25 protein-coding genes and 1 pseudogene are annotated in these 24,092 nt (G+C 63.7%); 6 read left to right on the top strand and 20 right to left on the bottom strand.

Annotation, left to right across the window (positions count from 1 at the left end; translation table 11 throughout):
• The 9 genes and pseudogenes from D3227_RS27840 to D3227_RS27880 all read right to left on the bottom strand — a co-directional run.
• A partial coding sequence (locus D3227_RS27840) for a biotin carboxylase N-terminal domain-containing protein (protein ID WP_281034965.1) occupies positions 1–367 on the bottom strand: 367 nt, incomplete at its 3' end.
• 177 nt (positions 368–544) lie between these two features.
• Positions 545–1,663 carry a branched-chain amino acid ABC transporter substrate-binding protein gene (locus D3227_RS27845; RefSeq protein WP_120017470.1) on the bottom strand — a complete coding sequence of 373 codons (1,119 nt, stop codon included), beginning with the start codon at positions 1,661–1,663 and terminating at the stop codon, positions 545–547.
• A 137-nt stretch (positions 1,664–1,800) separates the two neighbouring features.
• Positions 1,801–2,148, bottom strand: a complete 348-nt coding sequence (locus D3227_RS27850) for a DUF6867 family protein (RefSeq protein ID WP_006204856.1) — start codon at positions 2,146–2,148, stop codon at positions 1,801–1,803.
• Positions 2,149–2,166: 18 nt separating this feature from the next.
• The gene (locus tag D3227_RS27855) at positions 2,167–2,895 is read right to left on the bottom strand and encodes an ABC transporter ATP-binding protein (RefSeq protein WP_120017471.1); all 729 of its coding nucleotides are present in this window, start codon (positions 2,893–2,895) and stop codon (positions 2,167–2,169) included.
• 5 nt (positions 2,896–2,900) lie between these two features.
• A pseudogene (locus D3227_RS27860) lies at positions 2,901–3,989 on the bottom strand (ABC transporter ATP-binding protein); the annotation flags it as partial.
• Complete coding sequence (gene livM / locus D3227_RS27865; RefSeq protein ID WP_120017473.1) at positions 3,989–5,383, bottom strand: high-affinity branched-chain amino acid ABC transporter permease LivM; 1,395 nt, start codon at positions 5,381–5,383, stop codon at positions 3,989–3,991. The gene livM and the pseudogene D3227_RS27860, both read right to left, overlap by 1 nt.
• Before the next feature lie 4 nt (positions 5,384–5,387).
• Entirely contained in the window at positions 5,388–6,290 is a 903-nt protein-coding gene (locus tag D3227_RS27870) for a branched-chain amino acid ABC transporter permease (RefSeq protein ID WP_120017474.1), read from the bottom strand.
• Between the two features lie 220 nt (positions 6,291–6,510).
• Complete coding sequence (locus tag D3227_RS44400; protein WP_120017475.1) at positions 6,511–6,756, bottom strand: proline racemase family protein; 246 nt, start codon at positions 6,754–6,756, stop codon at positions 6,511–6,513.
• Positions 6,737–7,123 (bottom strand): ectoine synthase, encoded by a 387-nt coding sequence (locus D3227_RS27880; RefSeq protein WP_120017525.1) that lies wholly within the window; start codon positions 7,121–7,123, stop codon positions 6,737–6,739. The genes D3227_RS44400 and D3227_RS27880 overlap by 20 nt, the downstream gene beginning before the upstream one ends.
• Positions 7,124–7,224: 101 nt before the next feature.
• Here D3227_RS27880 and D3227_RS27885 point away from each other — a divergent pair, with 101 nt between their 5' ends.
• Entirely contained in the window at positions 7,225–8,133 is a 909-nt protein-coding gene (locus tag D3227_RS27885) for a LysR substrate-binding domain-containing protein (protein WP_120017476.1), read from the top strand.
• Here D3227_RS27885 and D3227_RS27890 read toward each other — a convergent pair.
• Genes D3227_RS27890 through D3227_RS27900 form a run of 3 tightly spaced genes read right to left on the bottom strand, consistent with a single transcriptional unit; the run spans position 8,126 to position 11,402 of the window.
• On the bottom strand, positions 8,126–9,127 hold the full coding sequence (locus D3227_RS27890; protein ID WP_120017477.1) for a 4-hydroxyproline epimerase: 1,002 nt from the start codon (positions 9,125–9,127) through the stop codon (positions 8,126–8,128). The two genes, D3227_RS27885 and D3227_RS27890, sit on opposite strands and share 8 nt — an antisense overlap.
• Positions 9,128–9,142: 15 nt before the next feature.
• The gene (locus tag D3227_RS27895; protein ID WP_167480878.1) at positions 9,143–10,462 is read right to left on the bottom strand and encodes an NAD(P)/FAD-dependent oxidoreductase; all 1,320 of its coding nucleotides are present in this window, start codon (positions 10,460–10,462) and stop codon (positions 9,143–9,145) included.
• A 46-nt stretch (positions 10,463–10,508) separates the two neighbouring features.
• Entirely contained in the window at positions 10,509–11,402 is an 894-nt protein-coding gene (locus D3227_RS27900; RefSeq protein WP_120017478.1) for a dihydrodipicolinate synthase family protein, read from the bottom strand.
• A gap of 101 nt (positions 11,403–11,503) precedes the next feature.
• On the opposite strand from D3227_RS27900, the gene D3227_RS27905 reads away from it, so the two are divergent.
• Positions 11,504–12,163 carry a GntR family transcriptional regulator gene (locus D3227_RS27905; RefSeq protein ID WP_120017479.1) on the top strand — a complete coding sequence of 220 codons (660 nt, stop codon included), beginning with the start codon at positions 11,504–11,506 and terminating at the stop codon, positions 12,161–12,163.
• A gap of 12 nt (positions 12,164–12,175) precedes the next feature.
• Here D3227_RS27905 and D3227_RS27910 read toward each other — a convergent pair whose 3' ends face one another.
• Positions 12,176–12,553 (bottom strand): winged helix-turn-helix transcriptional regulator, encoded by a 378-nt coding sequence (locus tag D3227_RS27910; protein ID WP_120017480.1) that lies wholly within the window; start codon positions 12,551–12,553, stop codon positions 12,176–12,178.
• An 84-nt stretch (positions 12,554–12,637) separates the two neighbouring features.
• On the opposite strand from D3227_RS27910, the gene D3227_RS27915 reads away from it, so the two are divergent.
• Entirely contained in the window at positions 12,638–12,967 is a 330-nt protein-coding gene (locus D3227_RS27915; protein ID WP_120017481.1) for a nuclear transport factor 2 family protein, read from the top strand.
• A gap of 70 nt (positions 12,968–13,037) precedes the next feature.
• On the opposite strand, the gene D3227_RS27920 is transcribed toward D3227_RS27915, so the two are convergent.
• From D3227_RS27920 to D3227_RS27930, 3 genes are all read right to left on the bottom strand, one after another.
• Positions 13,038–13,352 carry a hypothetical protein gene (locus tag D3227_RS27920; RefSeq protein ID WP_120017482.1) on the bottom strand — a complete coding sequence of 105 codons (315 nt, stop codon included), beginning with the start codon at positions 13,350–13,352 and terminating at the stop codon, positions 13,038–13,040.
• Between the two features lie 247 nt (positions 13,353–13,599).
• Complete coding sequence (locus D3227_RS27925) at positions 13,600–13,899, bottom strand: hypothetical protein (RefSeq protein ID WP_120017483.1); 300 nt, start codon at positions 13,897–13,899, stop codon at positions 13,600–13,602.
• A 291-nt stretch (positions 13,900–14,190) separates the two neighbouring features.
• Positions 14,191–15,687: a CoA-acylating methylmalonate-semialdehyde dehydrogenase gene (locus D3227_RS27930; protein ID WP_120017527.1), complete on the bottom strand. Its 1,497-nt coding sequence runs from the start codon at positions 15,685–15,687 to the stop codon at positions 14,191–14,193.
• Between the two features lie 335 nt (positions 15,688–16,022).
• Between D3227_RS27930 and D3227_RS27935 the strand changes: the two genes are divergently transcribed.
• The 3 genes from D3227_RS27935 (at position 16,023) to D3227_RS27945 (ending at position 19,598) form a co-directional block, all read left to right on the top strand.
• Complete coding sequence (locus D3227_RS27935) at positions 16,023–16,904, top strand: LysR family transcriptional regulator (RefSeq protein WP_120017484.1); 882 nt, start codon at positions 16,023–16,025, stop codon at positions 16,902–16,904.
• Positions 16,905–16,998: 94 nt separating this feature from the next.
• Positions 16,999–17,439 carry a phospholipase A2 family protein gene (locus tag D3227_RS27940; RefSeq protein WP_120017485.1) on the top strand — a complete coding sequence of 147 codons (441 nt, stop codon included), beginning with the start codon at positions 16,999–17,001 and terminating at the stop codon, positions 17,437–17,439.
• A complete protein-coding gene (locus D3227_RS27945; protein ID WP_167480879.1) occupies positions 17,436–19,598 on the top strand; it encodes a phospholipase D-like domain-containing protein in 2,163 nt (720 codons plus the stop codon). Before D3227_RS27940 ends, D3227_RS27945 begins: the two co-directional genes overlap by 4 nt.
• Before the next feature lie 56 nt (positions 19,599–19,654).
• Here D3227_RS27945 and D3227_RS27950 read toward each other — a convergent pair whose 3' ends face one another.
• The 4 genes from D3227_RS27950 to D3227_RS27965 form a co-directional block, all read right to left on the bottom strand.
• Positions 19,655–20,911: a D-amino acid dehydrogenase gene (locus tag D3227_RS27950; RefSeq protein WP_120017486.1), complete on the bottom strand. Its 1,257-nt coding sequence runs from the start codon at positions 20,909–20,911 to the stop codon at positions 19,655–19,657.
• Between the two features lie 102 nt (positions 20,912–21,013).
• On the bottom strand, positions 21,014–22,162 hold the full coding sequence (alr, locus tag D3227_RS27955; protein ID WP_120017487.1) for an alanine racemase: 1,149 nt from the start codon (positions 22,160–22,162) through the stop codon (positions 21,014–21,016).
• 75 nt (positions 22,163–22,237) lie between these two features.
• Entirely contained in the window at positions 22,238–22,756 is a 519-nt protein-coding gene (locus D3227_RS27960; protein WP_120017488.1) for an RNA pyrophosphohydrolase, read from the bottom strand.
• Positions 22,757–22,827: 71 nt separating this feature from the next.
• On the bottom strand, positions 22,828–24,009 hold the full coding sequence (locus tag D3227_RS27965; protein WP_120017489.1) for a divergent polysaccharide deacetylase family protein: 1,182 nt from the start codon (positions 24,007–24,009) through the stop codon (positions 22,828–22,830).
• Positions 24,010–24,092: the final 83 nt, after the last annotated feature.

A 24,092-nucleotide genomic window follows, 5' to 3' on the forward strand; every position in this document is an offset into this window, starting at 1 on the left:
TGCCGAGCCGGCGCATTGTCTCCGGCTTGGGGCCGATGAAGGTGATGCCGGCCACAGCGCAGGCTTCGGCGAATTCGGGGCTCTCCGACAGCAGCCCGTAGCCCGGGTGGATGGCGTCGGCGCCCGAGAGCCTGGCGACGCGGAGCACCTCTTCGATCGACAGATAGCTTTCGATCGGCCCCATATCCTTGCTGAGATGCGGCCCGCGCCCGACCTGGTAGCTTTCGTCGGCCTTGAAGCGGTGCAGCGAATATTTGTCCTCCTCGGCCCAGATCGCCACGGTTTTGAGGCCGAGCTCGTTGGCCGCGCGGAAGACGCGGATGGCGATTTCGGACCGGTTGGCGACAAGGATCTTCGTGATGGCCAAGGACTGGGCTCCAAAGGCGGAGAGGATGGGGGCTGCCGCATGATTAACGTGAAAATGCTGCAGTGCAAACGGATTCGCGCGACATCTAAACCGATTTAAATGGTTTGTTCGCGCCAACAACGAAAAATGCCCGGCGCGGGTGCGCCGGGCATTCTCCGATTTCAGACGTTTGCCGGCTTATTGCTCGAAGTAGGAGTACTTGCCGTCGTCACCCTTCTTCCAGGTGTACATGACGTAGTCCGGGCGGGTGATGTCGCCCTTGGCGTCATAGCCGATGTCGCCGATGGCCGTCGTCCAGGGGCCGCTCGACTTGATCGTCTCGGCGACTTTCTGGGCATCGTCGGCGGAGCCGGTCTTGGTGATAGCCGCTGCGATGATCTGTATCGTGGCGTAGGAGTAGAGCGTGTAGGCCTCCGGCTCGAAACCGGCGGCGCGGAACTTCTCGACGAGCTCCTTAGCGTTCGGGTTCTTGCGCGGATCGGGAGCGAACGTCATCAGCGTGCCTTCGACGGCGTCGCCGGCGATCGAGGCCAGTTCGTTCGAGACGATGCCGTCGCCGGACATGAACTGGGCCTTGAGGCCCTGGTCGGCGAGCTGGCGGATGATCAGGCCGGCCTCGGTGTGCAGGCCGCCATAATAGACGATGGAGACGCCGGCTTCCTTCATCTTGGCGATGAGCGCCGAGAAGTCCTTGTCGCCGACATTGATGCCTTCATACATGGCTTCGGTGACGCCATTGCCATTGAGCGCCTTCTTGGTTTCGTCGGCGAGGCCCTGGCCATAAGGCGTCTTGTCATGGATGAGCGCGATCTTGGCGTCCTTGAAGTTCTTGGCGACATAGTCGCCGGCAACCTTGCCCTGCTGGTCGTCGCGTCCGCAGGTGCGGAACGTGTTCCACATGCCGCGCTCGGTGAACTTCGGATTGGTCGCGGCAGGCGTGATCTCGAGGATGCCATTTTCGGCATAGACTTCCGACGCCGGAATTGAGACGCCCGAATTGAAGTGGCCATCGACGAACTTGATGCCGTCGGCGACAAACTTGTTGGCGACCGAGATGCCCTGCTTCGGATCCGACACGTCGTCACCGACGCTCAGCTTGAGTTGCTGGCCGAGGACTCCGCCGGCCGCGTTGATGTCAGCGACGGCCTGCTCTGCGCCCTTCTGCAACTGCGCGCCGAAAGCGGCGTTCGGGCCGGTGATCGGACCGGCGACGCCGATCAGGATGTCAGCCCACGCGCTGCCGCTGAACGCGATGAACGCGGTCAGAGCCACGGCGGACAAGAGTGACTTTTTCATAGAAACGCTCCCATTTACGGAGTGGGCGTGGATGATACTTTCATGCGATGCCCACCCTTATCGCAGAAAGCTCAGTTTGCCGATTTTCAGGCACTTGTCACGCCGATTCATCCCCGAAGCGGCGTTAATCATGAACGTCAACCTTTCGGTTTCCAGCTCAAAAGCGATGCTCTTTCGTAAAGCCAATTATACTGCGTCACCATCTGGTTGGTACGCGTGTACTGGTAGCCGATAAAGCCCAGTATCATCAGCACGATTGTATCGACGATGTAGTAATGCAGCGAGAACATCGTGCCGTCGAACAGCGCGTGATGGATGAACCTGATGCCGATGCCGAGGCCCAGCATGTAGAGGAACAGCTGGAAAAAGCTGCGCCAGGTCTGCGCGCTCGCCCTGCCCGTCATCCATGCGGCCCAGCCGCCGAGCAGGCAGGTGACGAAGAAGAACTGCCAGATCGAGGGTTCCTCGTAGAGAATGCCCTGCATGATTGATGTCTCCTGAACTCAGTGGTGCCCGCCTTCGAGATAGGCGGCGCGCACTTCCGGATTGGCGAGCAGCTCCTTGCCGGTGCCGCTCATCGTCACATTGCCGTTGACCATGACGTAGCCCCGGGTGGCGAGCTTCAGCGCGCCGAAGGCGTTCTGCTCGACCAGGAACACGGTCAGCCCCTGGGTGCGGTTCAATTCGCGGATGGCGTCGAAAATCTGCTTGACGATCAGCGGCGCCAGTCCCAGCGACGGCTCGTCGAGCAGGAGCAGCTTCGGCCGCGCCATCAGCGCGCGTCCGATCGACAGCATCTGCTGCTCGCCGCCCGACAGCGTGCCGCCGCGCTGGGCGATGCGCTCCTTCAGGCGTGGAAACAGCGTGAACACCTTCTCGACATCCTCGTCGTAATATTTGAGGTTGTCGAGGCTGGCGCCCATCTGCAGGTTTTCCATCACCGTCATGCGCGGGAAGATGCGGCGACCCTCCGGCGACTGGGCGATGCGCATGCGCGCGATTTCGTGCGTCGGCATCTGCGTGATGTCGGTGCCGGAAAAGGTAATCGTGCCGGCGCGAGCCCGTGGCGCGCCGAAGATGGTCATCATCAGCGTCGACTTGCCGGCGCCGTTGGCACCGATCAGCGCCACGATCTCACCCTCTTTGACGCTGACGTCGACGCCGTTCAGCGCCCTGATATTGCCGTAGTAGGTCTCGACGCCCTTGATATCGAGCAGCGTTGTACCGGCCATTACTTACGCCCTCCGCGCGGCTTGGCTGTCGACCCAGCGGGCTTGGCCGTGGCCCGCTCGGCAGGCTTTCTTGGCGCGGCATTGGCCTTTGCATCGACCTGCCCTGCTTTCGAGGCGCCCTTCGACACCGTGACGCGCTCGCCCTCGCTATGGCCGATCGTGTCGGTCACCGGTCCGGCGAGAAACGAAGACGATGTGCCCGGGCCGTGCGCCGCGTCGGGACCGATGTCCAGCTGCTCGATGACGTCCTCGTCGCCGACCTCGGTCAGCACCGTCTCGACCTCCTCGTCGTCGACGCCGAGATAGGCGGCGATGACGCGCGGATCGGTGCGCACGGATTGCGGACTGCCGTCGGAGATCTTGCGCCCGTATTCGAGCACCACGACATGGTCGGAAATCTGCATCACCACCGACATGTCGTGTTCGATCAGAAGGATCGAGGTGGTGTCCCTGATGTCCATCAAGAGCGCGTTGAGCGCCGCCGATTCCTTCGGATTGAGGCCGGCGGCCGGTTCATCTAGGCACAGAAGCTCGGGACCCGTGCACATGGCGCGCGCGATCTCCAGCCGCCGCTGCGCGCCATAGGGCAGATCGCCGGCGGGATCATCGGCACGGTCGACGAGATTGGCCTTCTCCAGCCAGTGCCTGGCCAGGTCGATCGATTCGGCCGACGCCTTGCGGTAGCTCGAGAAACCGAACAGGCCGAGCATCGTATAGCCGGACGCCTTCATCAGCTTGTTGTGCTGGGCCACAAGCAGATTCTCCAGCAGCGTCATGCCCGAGAACAGGCGGATGTTCTGGAACGTGCGCGCCACCTTGGCGCGCGCCGGGATCTCATGGTTCGGCAGCCGTTCGAGGAGGTAGGTGCTGCCATCGCGCCGGTTGAGCGTGATCATGCCTTCCGACGGCTTGTAGAAGCCGGTGATGCAATTGAACACGGTGGTCTTGCCGGCGCCGTTCGGTCCGATCAGCGCGGTGATCTCGCCGCGCTTGGCCTGGAAGGACAGGTCGCCAATGGCGACGAGACCGCCGAACTTCATCGACAGATGCTCGACCTGAAGGATGATGTCGTTCATGGAGGGGCTCGCATTCATCAGCCGTGGCCCTCTTTGGTGAAGGACCCTGATACAGCCCTCCGCTCCTTGAGGAAGGCTGTCGGTTCACGGCTGCCGACGAAGCCGCGCGGCTTCCATAGCATCACGATGACCATGGCCATGCCGAACAGGAGCATGCGATAGAGTTCCGGGGTGAAGTCGGGACCGAACACCGCTTTGAGGAAGTCCAGCTCGCGCAGGATTTCCGTGCCGCCGATCATCACCAGAGCCGCGACCGCGATGCCGCCCAGCGAGCCCATGCCGCCGAGCACGACGATGGCCAGGATGATCGCCGATTCCAGGAAGACGAAGGATTCCGGGCTGACGAAGCCTTGCCGCGCGGCGAAGAAGGAGCCGGCGAAGCCGCCGAACATAGCGCCGGTGGCAAAGGCGGTCAGCTTGGTGGTGGTGGTGTTGATGCCCAGTGAGCGGCAGGCGATCTCGTCCTCGCGCAGCGCCTCCCAGGCGCGGCCGACCGGCAGGCGGCGCAACCTGATGGTGACGAACGCAGTCAGGAAGCAAAGCCCCAGGATCAGGTAATAAAGGAAGATCTTGTAGTACGCGCCCGATTGGGCGATGCCCAGCACCTTGGCGATGTAGTTCGGGTCCGAGACGTTGAACGACATCAGGCCGAAGAAGGAAACTTTCGGAATGCCGGAAATGCCGGCCGAGCCGTTGGTCACCTCGCGCCAGTTGATGATCACCAGCCGGATGATCTCGCCGAAGGCGAGCGTCACGATCGCCAGATAGTCGCCGCGCAGGCGCAGCACCGGAAAGCCGAGCATGACGCCCCAGAACGCGGCCATCAGGCCGGCGGCGGGCAGCAGGATCCAGAACGACAGGCCGAAATGCGTGCCGAGCAGCGCATAGGCATAGGCGCCGACAGCATAGAAGGCGACATAACCGAGGTCGAGCAGGCCGGCCAGCCCGATGACGATGTTCAACCCCCAGGCCAGCATCACATAGATCAGGATCTGGATGCCGAAATTGTCGACCCACTTCAGCGACCCTTGAAAGCCGAACAACAGCACGATTGCCACCGGATACAGCAACAGCACGGCAACGCCGATCTGGTTGAAGTTTCGGCGTATGAAGCCGGGCGCAGTTGCGGCCGCCGCTGGCGCCGCGGCCTTTTGCGCCTTGGCTCGCTCCATCGCCGGCTGCGCATAGCCGACATAGAGGAAGCGACCGACGGCAGTGGCGATGACGACGATGGCAAGCAGCCCCCAGCGTTGCACCAGGATCAGCTCGTTCGAGATGTTCTGGTCGGTCTTCAGGCCGATGAACAGCACGAACAGGCCGAGCGCGATGGCGGCGGCATAGAGTGCCTCGCGGAAAGCGCGCTGCACGGGAGTGGCGACGACGTCGCGCTCCGGGGAAACGGTGACTGCCATGAGCTCAGACCTTTTCGACTTCTGGCCGGCCCAGAATGCCGGAAGGCAGGAAGATCAGCACGATCGCCAGGATGGAGAAGGCGGCGACGTCCTTGTAGTCGATGGAGAAATAGGCCGACCACATGCTTTCGATGAAGCCGATCAACAGCCCGCCGAGCACGGCTCCGGGCAGAGAACCGATACCGCCGAGCACTGCTGCGGTGAAGGCCTTCACGCCCGGCACGAAGCCGTCGGAGAACACCACGACGCCGTAATACATCAGGAACAGCGTTCCGGCGACGGCGGCAAGTGCTGCGCCCATGATGAAGGTGATGGAGATGGTGCGGTCGACATCGACGCCGAGCAGCGCCGCCATCTTGCGGTCCTGCTCGCAGGCGCGCTGCGCCCGGCCAAGCGAGGTCTTGTTGACGAGATACCAGAAGATCGCCAGCAGGATTGCCGTAACCAGAACGATGATGATCTGCTTCAGCGACACGCTGACGCCCTCGATCGTGTAAACCTTTGACACCAGCGGCGGGATCGGCTTGTTGCGCGGCCCTTGCGTCACCTGGACGAAATTGGAAAGCACGATCGACATGCCGATCGCGGTGATCAGCGGCGCCAGCCGGAACGAGCCGCGCAGCGGCCGGTAGGCCACTTTCTCGATCGTCCAGTTGTAGAGGCTGGTCAACAGCATCGCCACGATCATCATGATCAGCAGCGCGATGACGATCGGCACCGAATAGAACATCGCGCCGAGGATTAGGAAAACGATGAGGGCGGCGAAGGCGCCGACCATGAAGATGTCGCCATGGGCGAAATTGATCATGCCGATGATGCCGTAGACCATCGTATAACCGATCGCGATCAGCCCATAGATCGATCCCAGCGTCAGCCCATTGATAAGCTGCTGGACAAAGTACTGCATACTGTCGTGGCTCCCCTGGAATGTCGCCCTCGCGGACGCATTCCTTTTCGTATTTCCCCTAGTCGTAAAGTTTCGAGCCCGGATTGCAACGTGATTTTTCAATCGTCGAACGTGTTTTGCCGGCACGCCATCTGATTGCCCGTTTTTTCGCTACCCGATCCCTGGACTATCGCGGACCCCATCATTGGCATAACGCAATGTCTTTGACGATTCAGGCGTATCATGCACCGCATTTCGAAGAAATCGCCGTCAAAATTAGGTGATGAGCGGGATCGTTGCGCCGGCCAAGGCCGCCCCGTTTGCGCTCCTGCTGTTTCCGCTGCGCAGGATTCTCCCTGTTTGACGACGAACCATGCGCCAACGGGTCGCGGTCGTCGATCAAGACGGCGTTCAGTCCGGTCATGCGCGAGGAGCCGCCGATAGAGGGGATGATCGCGCGGCAAGGGTCAATAGGCCGAGCCGCCATCCTGACCAAGAACGTGCCGCTCGGTGCCGTTCAGCGGCGGATTGAAGACACTGACCAGGACCATGTCGTCGGCCGCGTCCGCACGCAGATAGTGCTCGTCATGCTCGTCGAGCACATAGATCGTACCCGGCTCGATTCGGTGCACCTGGCCGGACATATCTTCGACCTCACCCGCGCCGGCGATGCAGTAGCAAGCCTCGAAATGCCGCCGGTAATGGAGGCGTGATTCGCTGCCTGCACGCACGACGGTATGGCAGACGGTGAACCCCATGCCGTCCTGCTGCGTCAGCAGGCGATGGCTCGTACCATTGCCCCAATCGACGAAGAAGTCAGATTTTTCTACATCGTTCAGTTGTCTTGTAAACACGATCGTTCTCTCCAAAGCTGTAGTCTGGCCCACGAAATGCCGCAGCGAAGGGAGGCTTTCAAATGATTGCTTCTCACGCGATATGTTAGTAAATCTTACAGATGGGCTACATCCCGCTGAATGCTGTTCGCGCTTTCGAGGCGGCTGCCCGCCATTTGAGCTTTTCGGCTGCCGGCGAAGAGCTCCACGTCACCCACCCCGCCATCAGCCACCAGATCAGGCGGCTGGAGGAATGGCTGGGCGTGTCGCTCTTTCACCGGGATGCCCGCAAGGTCCGCCTGACGGAGGCCGGGGTGATCCTGCAGGCCTCGGCGAGCGGCGCGCTTGCCGAGCTCGGCGCCACGTGCCGACGAATTCGCCGCAATGCCGCGCTTGAAACCTTGTCCGTGGGCTGCATTCCGTCGATCGCCAGCCGTTGGCTGGTGCCGCGTCTGTCGGACTTCACCGCGCGCCATCCCGGTATCGGCATGAGGGTCGCCTACGCCAAGGCCGACGAGAGGCTCGGCGACGGCCAGAACGACGTGCTGATCACGCTCGGCGCCGATCCATCTCCCGACGTCACCAGCCTAAAGCTGTTTTCCCGCTTCAATCGGCCGGTGTGCAGCCCGCACTATCTCGCAGGCAGGGAGCATCTGCGCACGCCGGCCGGCATCGCCGTCGCCGACCTTCTGCACGACGAGACCCGCCAGGGCTGGCGTGAATGGTTTCTGGAGGCCGGACTGCCCGGGGTCGATGTCGGCAACGGACCGGTTTTCGCCGATTTCAACATTCTTGCCACCGCGGTCATCGCCGGTCACGGCGTGGCGCTCTGTCCGGTCGAGGTTTTTGGCGACGAGTTGAGGCGTGGTGACCTGATCGTTTTGTCGGAGGTCGCGACGAACCGCGACAAAGGTTACTTCCTGACGATGTCGGCGCAAGCCTCACCGGCAGCGGTCAAATTCGCCGACTGGTTTCGCCAGGAGGTTTGCGCCGACAAAGAATCTCAGGCCAGCCCAATCGACATCACTTGACGATGAAACCATGCGCGAACGGATCGCGTTCGTCGATGAAGATGGTGTTCAACCCGGTCATCCGCGCCCAGCCGCCGATCGAGGGGATGATCGCCGGCTTGTCCGCGACGGTAACCTGCTTTTCGACCCTGCCCTTGAACAGCGAGCCGATGATCGACTCATGCACGAAGCTGTCGCCGGCTTTCAGCTTGCCTTTGGCATGGAGTTGCGCCATCCGCGCCGAGGTGCCGGTGCCGCAGGGTGAGCGGTCGATCGCCTTGTCGCCGTAGAAGACGGCATTGCGGGCATCGGCTTCAGGGTGTGTCGGCTTTCCGGTCCACAGCATGTGCGACAGCCGGTTGATGCCGGGATTCTCGGGGTGTTCGAATGTGTATTTCTCGTTCAGCCGCTGGCGCACCACCGGGCTCCAGGCGATGAGGTCGCCGGCGGAATGATCCGCCATGTCGCGATAGTTCTCCTGTGGCTCGACGATGGCGTAAAAATTGCCGCCATAGGCGACGTCGACCTTGATCTCGCCGAGCTGCGGGCACTCCACCGTCAGCCCCTCGGCATAAAGGAAGGAAGGCACATTGGTGATGCGCACCTCCTCGACATACTCGCCGACCTGTTTGTACTCGGCGATGACCAGGCCGGCCGGCGTATCGAGCCTGAGAACCCCCGGTGTCTTCGGCTTGATCAGCCCGTGCTCGATCGCCATGGTCACCGTACCGATGGTGCCATGGCCGCACATCGGCAGGCAGCCGGAGGTCTCGATGAACAGGATGGCGATGTCGCAATCCTTCCGCGTCGGCGGATAGAGGATCGAGCCCGACATCACGTCATGGCCGCGCGGCTCGAACATCAGCCCGGTGCGGATCCAGTCATATTCGGCGAGGAAATGCGCCCGACGCTCCATCATCGTCGAACCCTGGAGCGACGGCCCGCCGCCGGCGACCAGCCGTACCGGATTGCCGCAGGTATGGCCGTCGATGCAGAAGAAGGATTGCTTGGCCATGACGTCTCCTGGAACTCAAAACCGTTGCGGACTGAAAGGGGCGAGATCGATCGGCGGAGTCTGCCCGAGAACGAGATCGCGGATCAAGCGGCCGGTGGCCGCAGACTGGGTCAGGCCGAGATGCCCGTGGCCAAAGGCGTAGAACACGTTGGCCGCGGGACGCGACACACCGATAACCGGTAGCGAATCCGGCAGCGACGGGCGAAAACCCATCCACTCCCGGCCGCCGGACGGGTCGAGCCCCGGCAGGAAATTCCGGGCCTTTTCCAGCATGGCCTTCGAGCGCGCGAAATTCGGCGGGCGCTCGATGCCGCCGAGTTCGACCGCGCCACCGACGCGCAAGCCCGTTTCGAGCGGCGTGATGACGAAGCCGTGGCCGGAGAAGATCAGCTGCCGCTTCACGTCGAAGGCGGTCTTCGGCAGCGTCGTGTTGTAGCCGCGCTCGGTCTCCAGCGGGATGCGCTCACCAAGGTTTTTCGCCAGCAGATGCGACCATGCGCCGGCGGCGATGACGAGATGCCTTGCCTTTCTGGTGGTGCCGTCGGCAAGCGTCAGCGTCGCGCCATCCTGACCCGCCTCGACACGCTCGATCCGGGCTTTGTCGAAGCGGGCGCCCAGCCGTTCGGCATGAGCCCAGACTGCCTTGCCAAGCAATTTCGGGTCGGCGACGGTCTTCCATTCCGGCACGAACGTGGCCTTGATGAAACGCGGCGACAGGCCTGGCTGCAGTTCTGCCAGTTCCTCGCCCTCGACATGGCGGAAGCCGATGCCGAAGCGCTCGCGCGCCGCCCAGCCAGGCAGCGAAGCGCGAAACTCGGCTTCGCTTTCGTAAAACTCCAGCGAGCCGTCCTCGCGCAGCATCGGCCGCGTGCCGGAGCGATCGAGTAGGCCCATCCATTCGGCCTCCGCAAGCCGCATCATTGCGACCTGCGCCGCAAGGCTGGCTTCGTAGAAATCGGCACGCCCGGCGCGCCAGAAACGGAACAGCCAGGGCAGGAGCTTCGGCAGATAGGCGGGCGGAATGCTAAGCGGACCGAGCGGGTCGGCAAGCCATTTCGGCAATTGCCGGATCATGCCCTTGTGCGCGAGCGGCAGCACATCGGAAAAGGCGAAGGCGGCGGCATTGCCGGAACTCGTCTCCTCGCAAATGCCTGTCCGATCGAAGATCGTGACGTTTCGCCCCGCCTCGGCCAGATAGGCCGCGGCACAGATGCCGATGATGCCGCCACCGACGATGGCGATGTCTTCACCTTCTCCCCGTTCACGGGGAGAAGGTGCCCGAAGGGCGGATGAGGGGCTGCGCCCTGCTTCTGCCGATTTGGAATTTCCTTGCACGTGGGCGCTACCCCTTATCAGGTTGCCGCCATCTTCTAAGAGGTACTTAGAACTGCGGCAGCGTCGGCCGCACCGCCAGCGCATCCCTGACGATCTTCTCCACCGCCTTGCGGCGCTCGCCCGACAGCGGTTGGCGCGGCATGCGCACGCGGTCGTTGGTTTGAATGGCGAACACTTCCGCGAGCTTGATGTTCTGCACCAGATAGGTCGACACGTCGAGGTCGAGCAACGGCCGGAACCAGCGATAGATGGAGAGAGCCTCCTCGCGGCGACCCTGCTTCATCAGTTGGTAGATGGCGACCGTCTCGCGCGGGAAGGCGGTGACCAGCCCGGCCACCCAGCCGATGGCGCCCACCGACAGTGCCTCGAAGGCGAGATTGTCGACGCCGGTGAACAGGTCATAGCGCCTGCCGAGGCGGTTGATGATCTCAGTCGAGCGGCGAATGTCGTCGGAGGATTCCTTGATGGCGACAAAGCGCTGGTCCGCCGCCAGCTCCTCCATCTGGTCGACGGTAACGTCGACGCGATAGGCGAGCCGGTTGGAGTAGATCATGACCGGCAGGTCGCCGGCCTCGGCAACGGCGCGGAGCGCCGCGACCGTCTCTTCCTCATTTGTGTGATAGATCGGGCTCGGCACCACCATCAACCCGTTGGCGCCTTCCTTGGCGGCGCGGCGCGCGATGCTGGCCGCCTCGCGTGTGCCGGCCTCGTTGACCGTCAGCAGCACCGGCTTCTTGCCGGCAATCCTCTGCGCGGTCTTCAGCACTTCGATCTTCTCGTCATGCGACAGCATCGGCCCTTCGCCGAGCGAGCCGCAAACGATGATGCCGTCGCAACCAGCATCCATCTGTAGCGCAAAACAGCGCTCCATCTCGGCATGGTCGAGGCGGTCGTCCTCGGTGAATTTGGTCGTGACGGCGGGGAAAACTCCGGTCCACATAGCTATCTCTCCATCTGATATATCAGTGATATATTTTACAAGAAACTCGCTGTCAATGCGGAATCTGTTATGATATATCTAAAATATATCAGAGGGCGCGAATGGCACTGTGGGATGATATATCTGGCTCCGAACCAGCGGCGGCGAAGGCCTATCGCATGCTCGAGCACATGATCGTGACGCTCGAACTGGCGCCCGCCAGTTTCGTCACCGAAGGCGCGCTGATCGAACGCCTCGGCCTCGGGCGCACGCCGGTGCGCGAGGCGATCCAGCGCCTGGCCTGGGAGGGCTTGCTGGACGTCCGGCCGCGCGCCGGCATCGCGATTGCTCCGCTCCATCCCGGTGACTGGCTGCGCGTCCTCGACGCGCGTCGCGGCGTCGAGGTGGTGCTAGCCCGCTCGGCAGCCCGCTTCGTCACCCGCGAGGCCGCCGACCTGTTTCATGAAGCCGCCCTTGCCATGCAAAAAGCGGTGATCTCGGGCAATGTGCTTGCCTTCATCCAGGCCGACAAGGCGCTCGACGAGGCGCTCGCGCTGGCCGCCGACAACCCGTTCGCGGCACGGCTGGCCGCGCCCCTGCAGACCCACAGCCGCCGCTTCTGGTTCCGCTACAAGGCTGACACCGGGCTGGCCGAATCGGCCGAACACCACGTCGCGCTGATCCGCTCGATCCTGGCCGGCGACGAGGAAGCCGCCGCCAAGGACGCCAAGCGGCTGATGGCGCTGCTGCGCGGCCATGCCGAGACGGCGGCAACGCGATAGGCGAAACCGGAGTCAGCGTTCAGCCGGCTTCTTCTGCGCCGCCCATGTCAACAAAGCGTCGAGCGCCGGGCACAGCGCCTGGCCCCAGTCGGTCAGGCAATACTCGACTTTCGGCGGCACCTGGTGATGTACGATACGACGCACGATGCCGTCGGCCTCCATCTGCCTGAGCTGCTGGATCAGCATCTTCTGCGAGATCGCCGGGATTGCCCGTTCGAGATCGGAAAAGCGCAGCACCTTGCCGCCGAACAGGTGAAACAGGATCACCAGCTTCCACCGGCCTTCAAGGATGCGCAGCACATTCTCGACGCCACTCGCCGCGGACGACGGCGTCAGCCCCTCAACCTTACTTTCAGGTAAGTACCTTACTTTTTCGTCGGTTCTTGTCATTTCCGCAGCGTATCTCATTTTAGGAACCGAACAAGCGCCGTGGACGTCAGGTCGACAGCGACAACCGTATCCGGAGACCAAGCCATGACCATAAAACTTCCCCAGCCGCTGGTGGATTATTTTGCCGCCAAGAACAGGCATGACATCGACGGGATGCTCATCCCCTTCTCGTCGGACGCGACGGTCCAGGATGAAGGCGAAACCCATCAGGGGCCAGCCGCCATCCGCAACTGGATGGAGGCAACCGCACGCAAATATCGGGTGACAGTCGAGGTCGCCGACGCGACGGTCAATGGCGATGCATGGCGGGTCGCCGGCATCGTGTCGGGCAATTTCCCCGGCAGTCCGGCGACGCTCCACTACAACTTCATGCTGGCCGGCGAGGGGATCACGCGGCTGGAGATCGGCGCATGACCGTGCTGCCGGCGAGGCCATCGTTCATCGGCTTTCGACGGCGGGCGCGCAAGGCACAGCACCCGTTCCGTCATGCATCGTGGCCGGAACGGGCCACCACGCTTTCCCAATTGTTGCCGGCAGCGATGATGCAGCTTGTGCCGGCGACATCGGTGACGGCGATCGTCCAGGTTCCGCTCTCACCGACGAAGACTTCCATGATCGCGGTCTGACCGATCAGGCCGAACGCAAACTGCCTTTCCTGGAAATTCTCGCTCAGATGCGCGACGAGAACGCCGTGCTCAACGCAGAACTGGTACTGCGCGCTGGCGGCACTCGTGCCCATCGCCAGTGCACCGGCAAGAACCAAGGTCTTCACCCAAGCTGACAGAGATTTGCGTGCCATAAAGCACCTCCTTTGCCATCGCGTCCCGGCAAGAAGAGGTGGTTGACGGCCTCATTTTGTCGAGACTGCCCAGGCCGGTTCCGACGTCTTCATCGCGTCGCTCCTTTCTGTGTTCCGGTCTGCCATCGATGGGAACCGTTCCATATGTTCCCATTATGTTCCATATATGGTGTTGGCGATAGAAAAGCGCAAGCGAGCGCCCGTCCAGACGCCCGCAAAGCCCGCGACAGCAATCATGAAGAATTGCTCAGGTGCCTGGCAAGGCCGCTACTTGCACGGCGCCGTCCCAACCTTCGCCCGCCATGATGACGCAGCTCTGACCTTGCGTGTCGGTGGCAAGGGTCGTCCAGGTGCCCTCATCGGAAACGAAGACCTCAAGGATGACGCTTGGATTGACCAGGCCGCGCGCTGTTTCGCTTTCGTGGAATTTATCGCCAAGCGCCTTGACCATGTCGGTACGCGCCGCGCATTGCTCGGCCGCCAATGCCGGGGCGGCAAAGGATGCGGCCGTCGCCACGCAAAGCATCATTACCGTGAGACGTGTCATCTCACACCTCCTCGCACCAGGTGACGCCCCTAGACATTCGCCACTGCCATCAATTGATCCGCCGCGCTCCTGCGGCGGGATTGTGGTGTAAGGCAGCCGCCACCCGCCTGGTTCCATCACATTAGCGTTCTGGCGGATATCAGCCGCGATCCAAAGCAAAGGCCCGGCGCTGGGGCCGGGCCTTTGTTTTGAATCAGTTCATCGTCGGGATGACGAACTCGGCACCGTCCTTGATGCCTGCCCGCGCGCCCGCAACCGAAGGCGAGGACGCGCAAACGAAGAAACGTCCGGCTAGTTCATCGTCGGAATGACGAATTCCGCACCGTCCTTGATGCCGGACGGCCAGCGCGAGGTGACCGTCTTGGTCTTGGTGTAGAAGCGGAACGCGTCAGGACCATGCTGGTTGAGGTCGCCGAAGGACGACGCCTTCCAGCCGCCGAAGGTGTAATAGGCGATCGGCACCGGGATCGGCACGTTGACGCCGACCATGCCGACCTGAACCCGCGAGGCGAAATCGCGCGCCGCGTCGCCATCACGGGTGTAGATGGCAACGCCGTTGCCCATTTCGTGGTCGTTGGCGAGCTTGATGGCGTTCTCGTAGGTTGGCGCGCGCACCACCGAGAGCACCGGCCCAAAGATTTCTTCCTTGTAGATGCGCATGTCGGCGGTGACGTTGTCGAACAGACAACCGCCCATATAGTAGCCGTTCTCGTAGCCCTGCATGGAGAAGCCGCGGCCGTCGACGACCAGGCTTGCGCCTTCCTTGACGCCGATGTCGACATAGCCCTTGACGCGCTCCAGCGCCTGCGCCGTCACCAGCGGGCCGAAATCGGCGGAAGAGTCCGTCGACGGGCCGACCTTCAGGCTTTCGACGCGCGGGATCAGCTTTTCCATCAGCCGGTTGGCGGTGTCGTTACCGACCGGCACGGCAACAGAGATCGCCATGCAGCGCTCGCCGGCCGAGCCGTAACCGGCGCCGATCAGCGCGTCGACGGTCTGGTCCATGTCGGCGTCGGGCATGATGATCATGTGGTTCTTGGCGCCGCCGAAGCACTGCACGCGCTTGCCGGCTGCGGTGCCGCGCGAATAGATGTAGTGGGCGATCGGCGTCGAGCCGACGAAGCCGACGGCCTTGATGTCGGGATCGTCGAGGATGGCGTCGACCACTTCCTTGTCGCCGTTGACGACATTGAGGATGCCGGCCGGCAGGCCGGCCTCGAGGAACAGTTCGGCGATGCGGATCGGCACGCCCGGATCACGCTCGGAAGGCTTCAGGATGAAGGCATTGCCGCAGGCGATGGCCGGGGCGATCTTCCACAGCGGGATCATCGCCGGGAAATTGAACGGGGTGATGCCGGCGACGACGCCGAGCGGCTGGCGCATCGAATAGACGTCGATGCCGGGGCCGGCGCCGTCGGTGAATTCGCCCTTCATCATGTGCGGCGCGCCGATGCAGACTTCGACCACTTCGAGGCCGCGCTGGATGTCGCCCTTGGCGTCGGCGACGGTCTTGCCGTGCTCGCGCGCCAGGATATCGGCCAGTTGGTCATAGTCCCTGGCCACCAGTTCGAGGAACTTCATCAGAACGCGGACGCGGCGCTGCGGGTTGGTGGCGGCCCATTTCGGCTGTGCCGCCTTGGCGTTCTCGACTGCCGCGCGCAGTTCCGCCTGCGAAGCCAGCGCTACCGTGCCGCGCACGGAGCCGTCCATCGGCTGCATGACATCCTGCTTGCGGCCGCTGGTCCCGGCGACATGCTTGCCGCCGATGTAATGACCGTACTCGATCATGATCTCTCTCCCTTGTTTGGATGATGCATTGTCCGCCTTTGCTGAGGCGATGGCAACGCGAGCCAGAACGCAACCGTTGTGCAGAAAATAGAGTTCGGCCAATGGCTGTGCATCAAATCTCGCAAATGATAGGGTGCTGTTCGATCGCAGCAGGGATTGAGAGATTGCATTCCTTCACACCCTCTGGCCTGCTGGGCTCGGCCTCTACCCTCCCCCTTGTGGGGAGGGTCGGCGAGCGGTCGGAGCGAAGCGGAGATCGTTCGACGGGGTGGGGGGTTCGCGCCGGCTTCACCCCCCACCCCGCTCCGCTACGCGGATCGACCCGGGAGGGTAAGATGAACTGGGATGACGTTCGCATCTTTCTCGCCGTGGCGCGCGCCGGCCAGATCCTCGGCGCGGCGAAGCGGCTGGAGCTCAACCACGCCACCGTCTCACGCCGCATCGCAGCACTCGAGGAAGCGCTCAGGACAAAACTCTTTCGCCGGCTCACCACCGGCAGCGAGCTAACGCCCGCCGGCGAGCGCTTCCTCGACATCGCCGAGCGCATGGAAAGCGACATGATCGCCGCGCGCTCGACCGTGGCCGGCGAAGGCGACGACATCTCGGGCACGGTACGCATCGGCGCGCCCGACGGCTTCGGCGTCGCTTTCCTGGCCAAGCATCTCGGCGAGCTGACGACACTTCACCGCGAGCTCACCATCCAGTTGGTGCCGGTGCCGCGCTCCTTCTCGCTGTCGAGGCGCGAGGCCGATATCGCCATCACCGTCGAGCGGCCGACCGAGGGACGGCTGGTTGCGGGAAAGCTGGTCGACTACACGCTCGGCCTGTTCGCCTCGCGCGCCTATGCCGGGGCACACGGCCTGCCGCAAACGGCAGCCGAGCTTGGCCTGCATACGCTGATCGGCTATGTGCCCGACCTCATCGTCAGCCCCTCGCTCGACTATGCGGCCGAGTTCAGCGCCGACTGGCGCACCAGCTTCGCCATCTCCTCGGCGCTCGGCCAGGCCGAAGCGGTGCGCTCCGGCGCCGGCATCGGCATCCTGCACACCTTCGTTGCTCGCTCCATGCCGGAGTTGGTGCCCGTCGACATCGTGGCGCCGATCCGCCGTGCCTACTGGCTGGTCTATCACGAATCGGTGAGGCCGCTACGCCGTGTCCAGGTGGTCGCCAACTTCATCACCAAGGCAGTGGAGCGCGAGCGAACGCTGTTCGTCTGAGCGCCTTGCCCTTGCCACAAAATCGGCCAGTGTGGCATCAGCCACCGGGCGGCAAGCGCCGGCTGGACCATTTTCGAAAGCTGGCGCGGAAACAATGCGAGCCGTTCTTGCCATCCTGCCGCTGGTTTTGCTGTCGGGCTGCGCCAACCCCTGGACCAAGGTGCCGGAAGCGGAATTGCCGAAGCCGATCCGCTATGCCCTGGCCCGCCCCTCGCCTTTCGTCTTCGGCAATTATTGCGGCCCGGGCACGCGCAGCGGCGACCTCTCTTTGCGGCCGGTCAACCGCCTCGATGCCGCCTGCCAGGCCCATGACGCCTGCTACATCGCCCGCCACGATCATTGTGATTGCGATGGCGCGCTTGTCGCCTCGGCAAGGACGATCCGCGACGATAAGACCGCGCCAAGGACGATGCGCAACCAGGCCGAACTTTTGATCGCCACGTTCGCTGTCCCCGTCTGCAAAGTGTTTCCGCAGGGCTTCATGCCGCCGCGCGATCCCGCCCAGCTCAAGGCGATGAACGGGGCGACAGGGTGAGTAAGCGCAATACTGGATGCCTGGCCCTGCTCTGGCTGGCGGTGACAGTGCTGGCCGGTTGCGCCGGCCCGCATGGCCGCACGTGCGACTTCTTTCCCAGCGAAAACACCTGCACGCGCCCGTCCCTGTCGGCCAAGGCGCCTGGACCGGAAATCGCGGCTGCCCAGTATTTCGGCGAGTCTGGCGAGAGCGATTACGAGAAGCAGTTCCTGGGGCTGCTCGCCCACAACGAGATCGGTGCCATGGATCGGGCGAACGGCACGGGTCCCTTCGGCCACGACCGCCATGACATCGCCAACAGCGATTTTCAGGCGACATACCGGGCGCTGGAACGGCTGGCGAAGCCGGTCGCCACCACACAGGTGCCGCCGACGGACGGCAAGCCCGGTGAAGGCCACTTCACGGCGCGCTGGCGGGTGTCGCGGCAGACGCTCTATGTCGATGCCGCGGCTCGCCCTTCCGAGGCGAAGACGTTCACCTTTTCCGGCCTGCAGGCACGCTCGGTCGAGATCGTGCTGCGCCAGGCCGGCCACCAGCCCGTCGACATCGGCGGCGCCTGCGACGGGGCGCTGGCGATCCGCGCCGGCGGCCGCTCCCGCACCGTGGCCAAGGGTTCGGCCTTCAGCTTCCGCCTGCCGGCGAGCGACACCCTGATCAGCCTGTTTCCGGACGAGACCCTGAACCGCTGCGACTTGAATATCCGCTCCAGCCTGGCGCCGGCCGGCGCGCCGCTCACCATCCTGCGCGAGGAGACCGCCGATCCGGCGCTTGCGGCACTCGACAGCCTTTACCAGCGCTGCCCGGAGCCCGATCCGGCGCGGCTGAGGGAACTCGACCGCGTCTTCTACGCCAGCCGCTGGCTGTCGCAGACCTGCGCGATGCCGCTCCGGCAGCCGCGCCTGCTGCGCAAGTCGCGCGACGGCTTCAACGCCAAGGTCGAGGCCTTGCTGGGCGCAAGGCTGCCGGACAGCGCCTTCGACAAGGGCGACCCCGAACTGCCGCTCGATTTCTCGCACGCGCCAAGGCTGAAGCTGATCTATCTGTCGTCGCTTGAGTTCAAGGCGGATTTTTCCGGTCGCATCATCGAACGGCTGATCCGCCACCACGCCGCCCTAGGCACCAAGGTGCGCATCATGGTGACCGACGTGCTCGAGCGCGAGAAGGACGACGCCATGCTGCACCGGCTGGCGGCCGAATTCCCCAATGTCGAATTGCAGGAATACCGCTGGCGCGCCGATCAGGGCGCGCCGATCGACGAGCAGCTGTCGCAGCTGCACAAGACCCATCACGTCAAGATGCTGGCGACGCTGGCTGAGGATCCCGGCCGCTCGCGCGTCATCATCGGCGGCCGCAACATTCATGACGGCTTCCTGTTCCACAAGCCGGTCGACCTGTCGCGATACCCCCAACTGCAGCAATACGGCAAGACCGATGGTTTCTCGCTGAACTACTATTCGAACTGGAGCGACTTCGACATCGAGATCGCCGACCGGGCCACCGTAAAAACGCTCGCCGCGCATCTTTCGACCCTGTGGCTGCACGATGCCGACACCAACATCTCCCGGCCGTTCTCCATTCCGGTCCGTAGCAGAGGCCGGCAACCGTCAGGCGTGGCGCGGCATTTCATTTCCGTGCCCTATGAGGACGGGCATGCGCTGGAGAACTATTTCGTCGAGCTGATCGACACCGCCGAGCACCACATCCAGATCGTCAATCCCTATCTCAATCTGACGCCCAAGCTCGCTTTGGCCTTCGACCGAGCGCTGGCCCGAGGGGTGAAGATCGATATCGTCGGCCGCATCGACCTCAAGGGCGACATCGGCGGCAAATTCCTCACCGCGCTCAACAAGCTGTTCGTCGAGAAGTATGGCGACCGCATCGACATCCGCGAATTCAAGGCGCCGGACGTCGTGCTACATTCCAAGATCATGATGATCGACGAAAGGCTGGTGACGATCTCGTCTGTCAACCTCAACAACCGCAGCTTCTTCCACGACTCGGAGAACGGCATGACGGTGCTCGATCCCGCCTTCTATCGCCGCATGAAGCCGGTCTATGACGACTACCTCTCCCATTCGAACCCGGTATCCACCAAGGTGACGATCCCCTGGGCCTATCGGCTGCTGTTCTCAGAGGGTTGGGTGAAGCAGGCATTCTAGTCTTAGTCTAGAGCGTGATCCCGAACTGAAGGTTCGGCAAATATCATGCTCAAAAGCTACTTCAGATACCGGTCCGGGCTGAGGTCGTGCGCGTTGATCTCCGGCACCCGGTTGGAGATGATGTCGGCCAGCACCCGGGCCGAGCCACAGGCCATGGTCCAGCCGAGCGTGCCATGGCCGGTGTTGAGGTAGAGGTTGGACAGCTCGCTTTGGCCGATCAGCGGTGGCCCGTCCGGCGTCATCGGCCGCAGGCCGCACCAGAAGCTCGCCGCGTTGAGGTCACCACCGCCCGGAAATAGATCGCCGACCGAATGCTCCAGCGTGCGCCGGCGCGTTTCGTGCAGCCTGAGATCGAAGCCAGAAATCTCCGCCGTGCCGCCGACGCGGATGCGGTCGCCAAGCCTGGTGATCGCCACCTTGTAGGTCTCGTCCATCACCGTCGAGACGGGTGCGGCATCGGCGTCCTTGATCGGCACCGTGATCGAATAGCCCTTGACCGGATAGACCGGGATCGGCCGCTTCACCTTGCGCATGAACTGGGCCGAATAGCTGCCCATCGCCATCACATAGGCGTCGGCCGATCGGCCGCCCTTGTCGGTGTTGATGTGTTTGATGCGATTGCGGGTCCTGACGATGTACGAGATCGTCGTCCCGTATTCGAAGGTCACGCCGCGCGCCACGCAGAGTTCGGCCATGCGGTCGGTGAACATCTTGCAGTCGCCGGTTTCGTCGCCGGGCAGCCTGAGGCCGCCGACGAATTTGCCGCGCACGCCAGCCAGTGCCGGCTCGGCTCCAATGCAGCCTTCGGCATCGAGAAGTTCATAGGGGACGCCGTATTTCTTCAGCACCTCGACGTCGCCGCCGGTGCCGTCGAGCTGCTTTTGCGTGCGAAACAGCTGCAGCGTGCCCTTGGTTCGCTCGTCATAGGCGATGCCTGTCGCCGCGCGCAGCGCCTTCAGCGTGTCGCGGCTGTATTCGGCCAAAGGCACCATGCGCGACTTGTTGAGCGCGTAGCGTTCGGCCGTGCAATTGCGCAGCATCTTGAGCAGCCATGTCCACATATGCGGATCGAAGGCGGGCCGCACCACCAGCGGGCCATGCTTCATCAGCAGCCATTTGATCGCCTTCAGCGGAATGCCTGGTCCCGCCCATGGCGAGGCATAGCCGGGCGAGACCTCGCCGGCATTGGCGAAGCTGGTTTCCAACGCCGGCCCCTTCTGGCGGTCGAACACCGTGACCTCGTGGCCGGCCTCGGCGAGATAGTAGGCAGTGGTGACCCCGATCACGCCGCCGCCCAACACGAAGATCTTCATCGCATCCCTCTCCACAACGACGTCTTGTCAGGGCTTGAAGCCGGGGTCGTCGCCCACTGTCTGCCGGATTTTGCGGCGTACGCCAAGTGGCCTCGCGTATCGCTACCTGTTCACGTAGCGCCGATGAAAGCGCGGCCCGAGGCTGGTCAGGATTTCATAGCCGATCGTGCCGGCATGGCCGGCCGCCTCGTCGACGCTCTGCGACGGGCCGAGCAGCTCGACAAGGTCGCCCTCGCCGAGCGTGCCGGCCGGAAGCACGGAAATGTCGAGGATGATCGAATCCATCGACACCCGTCCGAGAAAGGGCAGCCGGACAGTGTCGAACCAGGCGGCGGAAGCGGCGCGGCGATGCCAGCCGTCGGCATAGCCGAGCGAGATCGTCGCAGCTCTCAACGGGCCGGTTGCACGAAATGTGTGGCCATAGCCGACGCCGGCACCCTTTTCGAGGCTGCGCGTCTGGACGACCTTCGCCTGCAGCCGCACCACCGGCAGCATCGGGTTCGGTTCGCTCGGCGTCGGGTTGATGCCGTAGAGCGCCGCTCCCGGGCGGGCGAGGTCGAAATGGAAGGCTGATCCCAGGAAGATGCCGGAGGAATTGGCGATCGAAGCTGGGGCCTCGGGCAGCATCTTGCGCAAGCGTTCGAAGGCCAGCCACTGCCGCTCATTAGCCGGATGTTGCGGCTCGTCGGCGCAGGCGAGATGGCTCATCACCAGGACGACGTCGACGCCGTCGAAAGCGCGCGGATCCTGGCTGATCGCTTCGACCTCCGCCGGCGGCATGCCGAGCCGCGACATGCCGCTGTCGACCTGGATCGCGGCCGGCAGCTTGCGGCCGGCCTGCTGGCCCGCGTTGCTCCATGCCTTCAGCTGGCCGGCGCTGTTAATGACGGGAACGAGGTCCGCCGCAACCGCTTCCGGTTCGGAGCCAGGCGGCAGGCCGTTGAGGACATGGATCGCCGGCCGCGGCCCAAGTGCCTTGCGCAGCGCCAGGCCTTCGGCCAGCAGAGCGACGAAGAATGTGGTGCAGCCTTCGGCCGACAGCGCGCTCGCCACGGGCGCCGCGCCCAGGCCATAACCGTCGGCCTTGACGACGCCGGCGCATGGCACGCCGCCCAGTTGCGCCTTCAACCGCCGGTAATTTTCCCTGATGGCACCAAGATCGATGGTCAGGATGGCGCCGGCCGCCGCTTCGCTGACCGGCTCACCTTGCGCGACGATGCTTTCGGGAAGGTTTTTGGACGCCTCGTTCATGCCGACCCTGTGTGAAGCAGCTCAGCATCCATAAAACCATGAAACCGACGCAGCGACCATGCGCGATCGCGCTGGTTACGCCACCAGATGCCGGAACGCCGCCACCACGTCCTCATAGACCTTGCGTTTGAACGGCACGATCAGGTCGGGCAAGTCCCGCATCGGCCGCCACGCCCATTGGTCGAACTCGGCCGTGTGGCCGCCGGGCGGCGGGTTGATCTGGATCTCGCTCTCGTCGCCGTGAAAGCGATAGGCGAACCATTTCTGCGTCTGGCCGCGATAGCGGCCCTTGAAGGCGATGCCGACCAGACGCGCCGGCAGGTCGTAATTGATCCAGTGCGGCGCCTCGGCCAGCAGCGAGACGCTGCGCATGCCGGTCTCCTCGTAGAGTTCCCGCTCGGCCGCTTGTGCCGGGTCCTCGCCCTTGTCGATGCCGCCCTGCGGCATCTGCCAGAGCTGCGTGGTGCCGGCGAACTCGCTGTCGGGCTCGGCGATGCGGTGACCGACCCAGACCAGCCCGTCGCCATTGAGGATCATCAAGCCGACACAGGGACGGTAAGGCAGTGTCTCGGGATCGATTTTCTTCTTTGACATCGGTCGGATTTCCAGCCGTTTTGAGAGTTCGTTCCGGCGAGGCAGGTGGCAAGCGGTTTCGAGAGCCGGAGCTAGCCTTTTTGCGGATCGATGGCCACCGCTGAAATCGGCACGATCTCGATGCCGCGCTTCTTGGCTTCCGTCACCCAGGACGACACCGTATCGACCGTCAGATCGAACGCCGAGCCGATACCGACAGCAAAACCTTTTGCCCGCGCCGTGGCCTCGAGTTCGTCCAGTTTCTTCAGGATGGCGCCGCGATCCTGCACCGCATCGATCGACGTGTCGCCGGCGACAAACGGCACGCCGTCCTTGAGCGCCAGATCGGGCGCCAGGCTGCGCGCCGACGAACCATCGTCGACATAGGCGAGGCCGCGCTTGCCGAGTTCGGCCATGAACGGCCCCATCGCCGCGGAATCGGCCGAGAAGCGGGCGCCCATGTAGTTCATCACGCCGGTATAGTTGGTCGTCCGCGACAGCGCCCAGTGCAGGCTCTTCAAATTCTCGTCCGGGCTCGCCGCCACCGTCAGCGTGTTGCGGCCGGGATTGACGTTGGGATAGTCGAACGGTTCGAGCGGTACCTGCATGACGATCTCATGCCCGCTCTGTCTAGCTGCCTGCATCCAGCGGCCGATGCTGTTGCCTTGCGGTGCAAAGGCCAGCGTCACCTCGGCCGGCAGCTTGGCGATGGCTGCCTGCGTGCCGGTCTGCGACACGGCGAGCCCGCCGATGACGATCGCCACGCGCGCGCCGCGCGATCCCGACCACGGCCGCGCATAGACATCGAACGGACGCCTGCCGTCGGCGGCGCGCATCGGCAGCGGCCCGGTGGCGCCGGTCTCGATCAGCGCCCTGTCGGGAATATGCGCGATCTTCAGGTTCTGGCCGACCGTTGAGGGGTCGCGAATGACGATCGCCGCTTTCGGCGGACCGTCGCCTTCTTCCGTCTGCACATGGATGATCTGCGGCCCGCCCGTCTTGGGAGAGGCTTCCTTGGGCGGCGTTGCCGCCTTGGGCGCCGCCGGCTCGGCAACCGGCGTCGGCGCGGTCGTCACCTTCGGCGTCGAAACGGCAAGCACTTCCGGTTTGCGGAACGGTTTTTCGCGCAGCGCGATCGCGCCGGAGATGCCGACAACGGCCAGCACCGCAAGCGTAGCCCCGACCGTGCCGGCGCTGAACCCGCGCGACGCAGCGCGCGGCGGCCGGATTGTCTGTCCGAGCGGGCGTTCGATGTCCTTGCTGATGTCAGCCAAGCCGCGTCCCCGAATGCATGGCCTGAAAAGTGGCGTCACTTCCCGCACAGGCCATGCGCAAATTCAAACCTGCCGGCGCCTCC

Origin of the sequence: Mesorhizobium waimense, assembly GCF_003601975.1 — a bacterium.
Taxonomy (GTDB): Bacteria; Pseudomonadota; Alphaproteobacteria; order Rhizobiales; family Rhizobiaceae; genus Mesorhizobium; species Mesorhizobium waimense.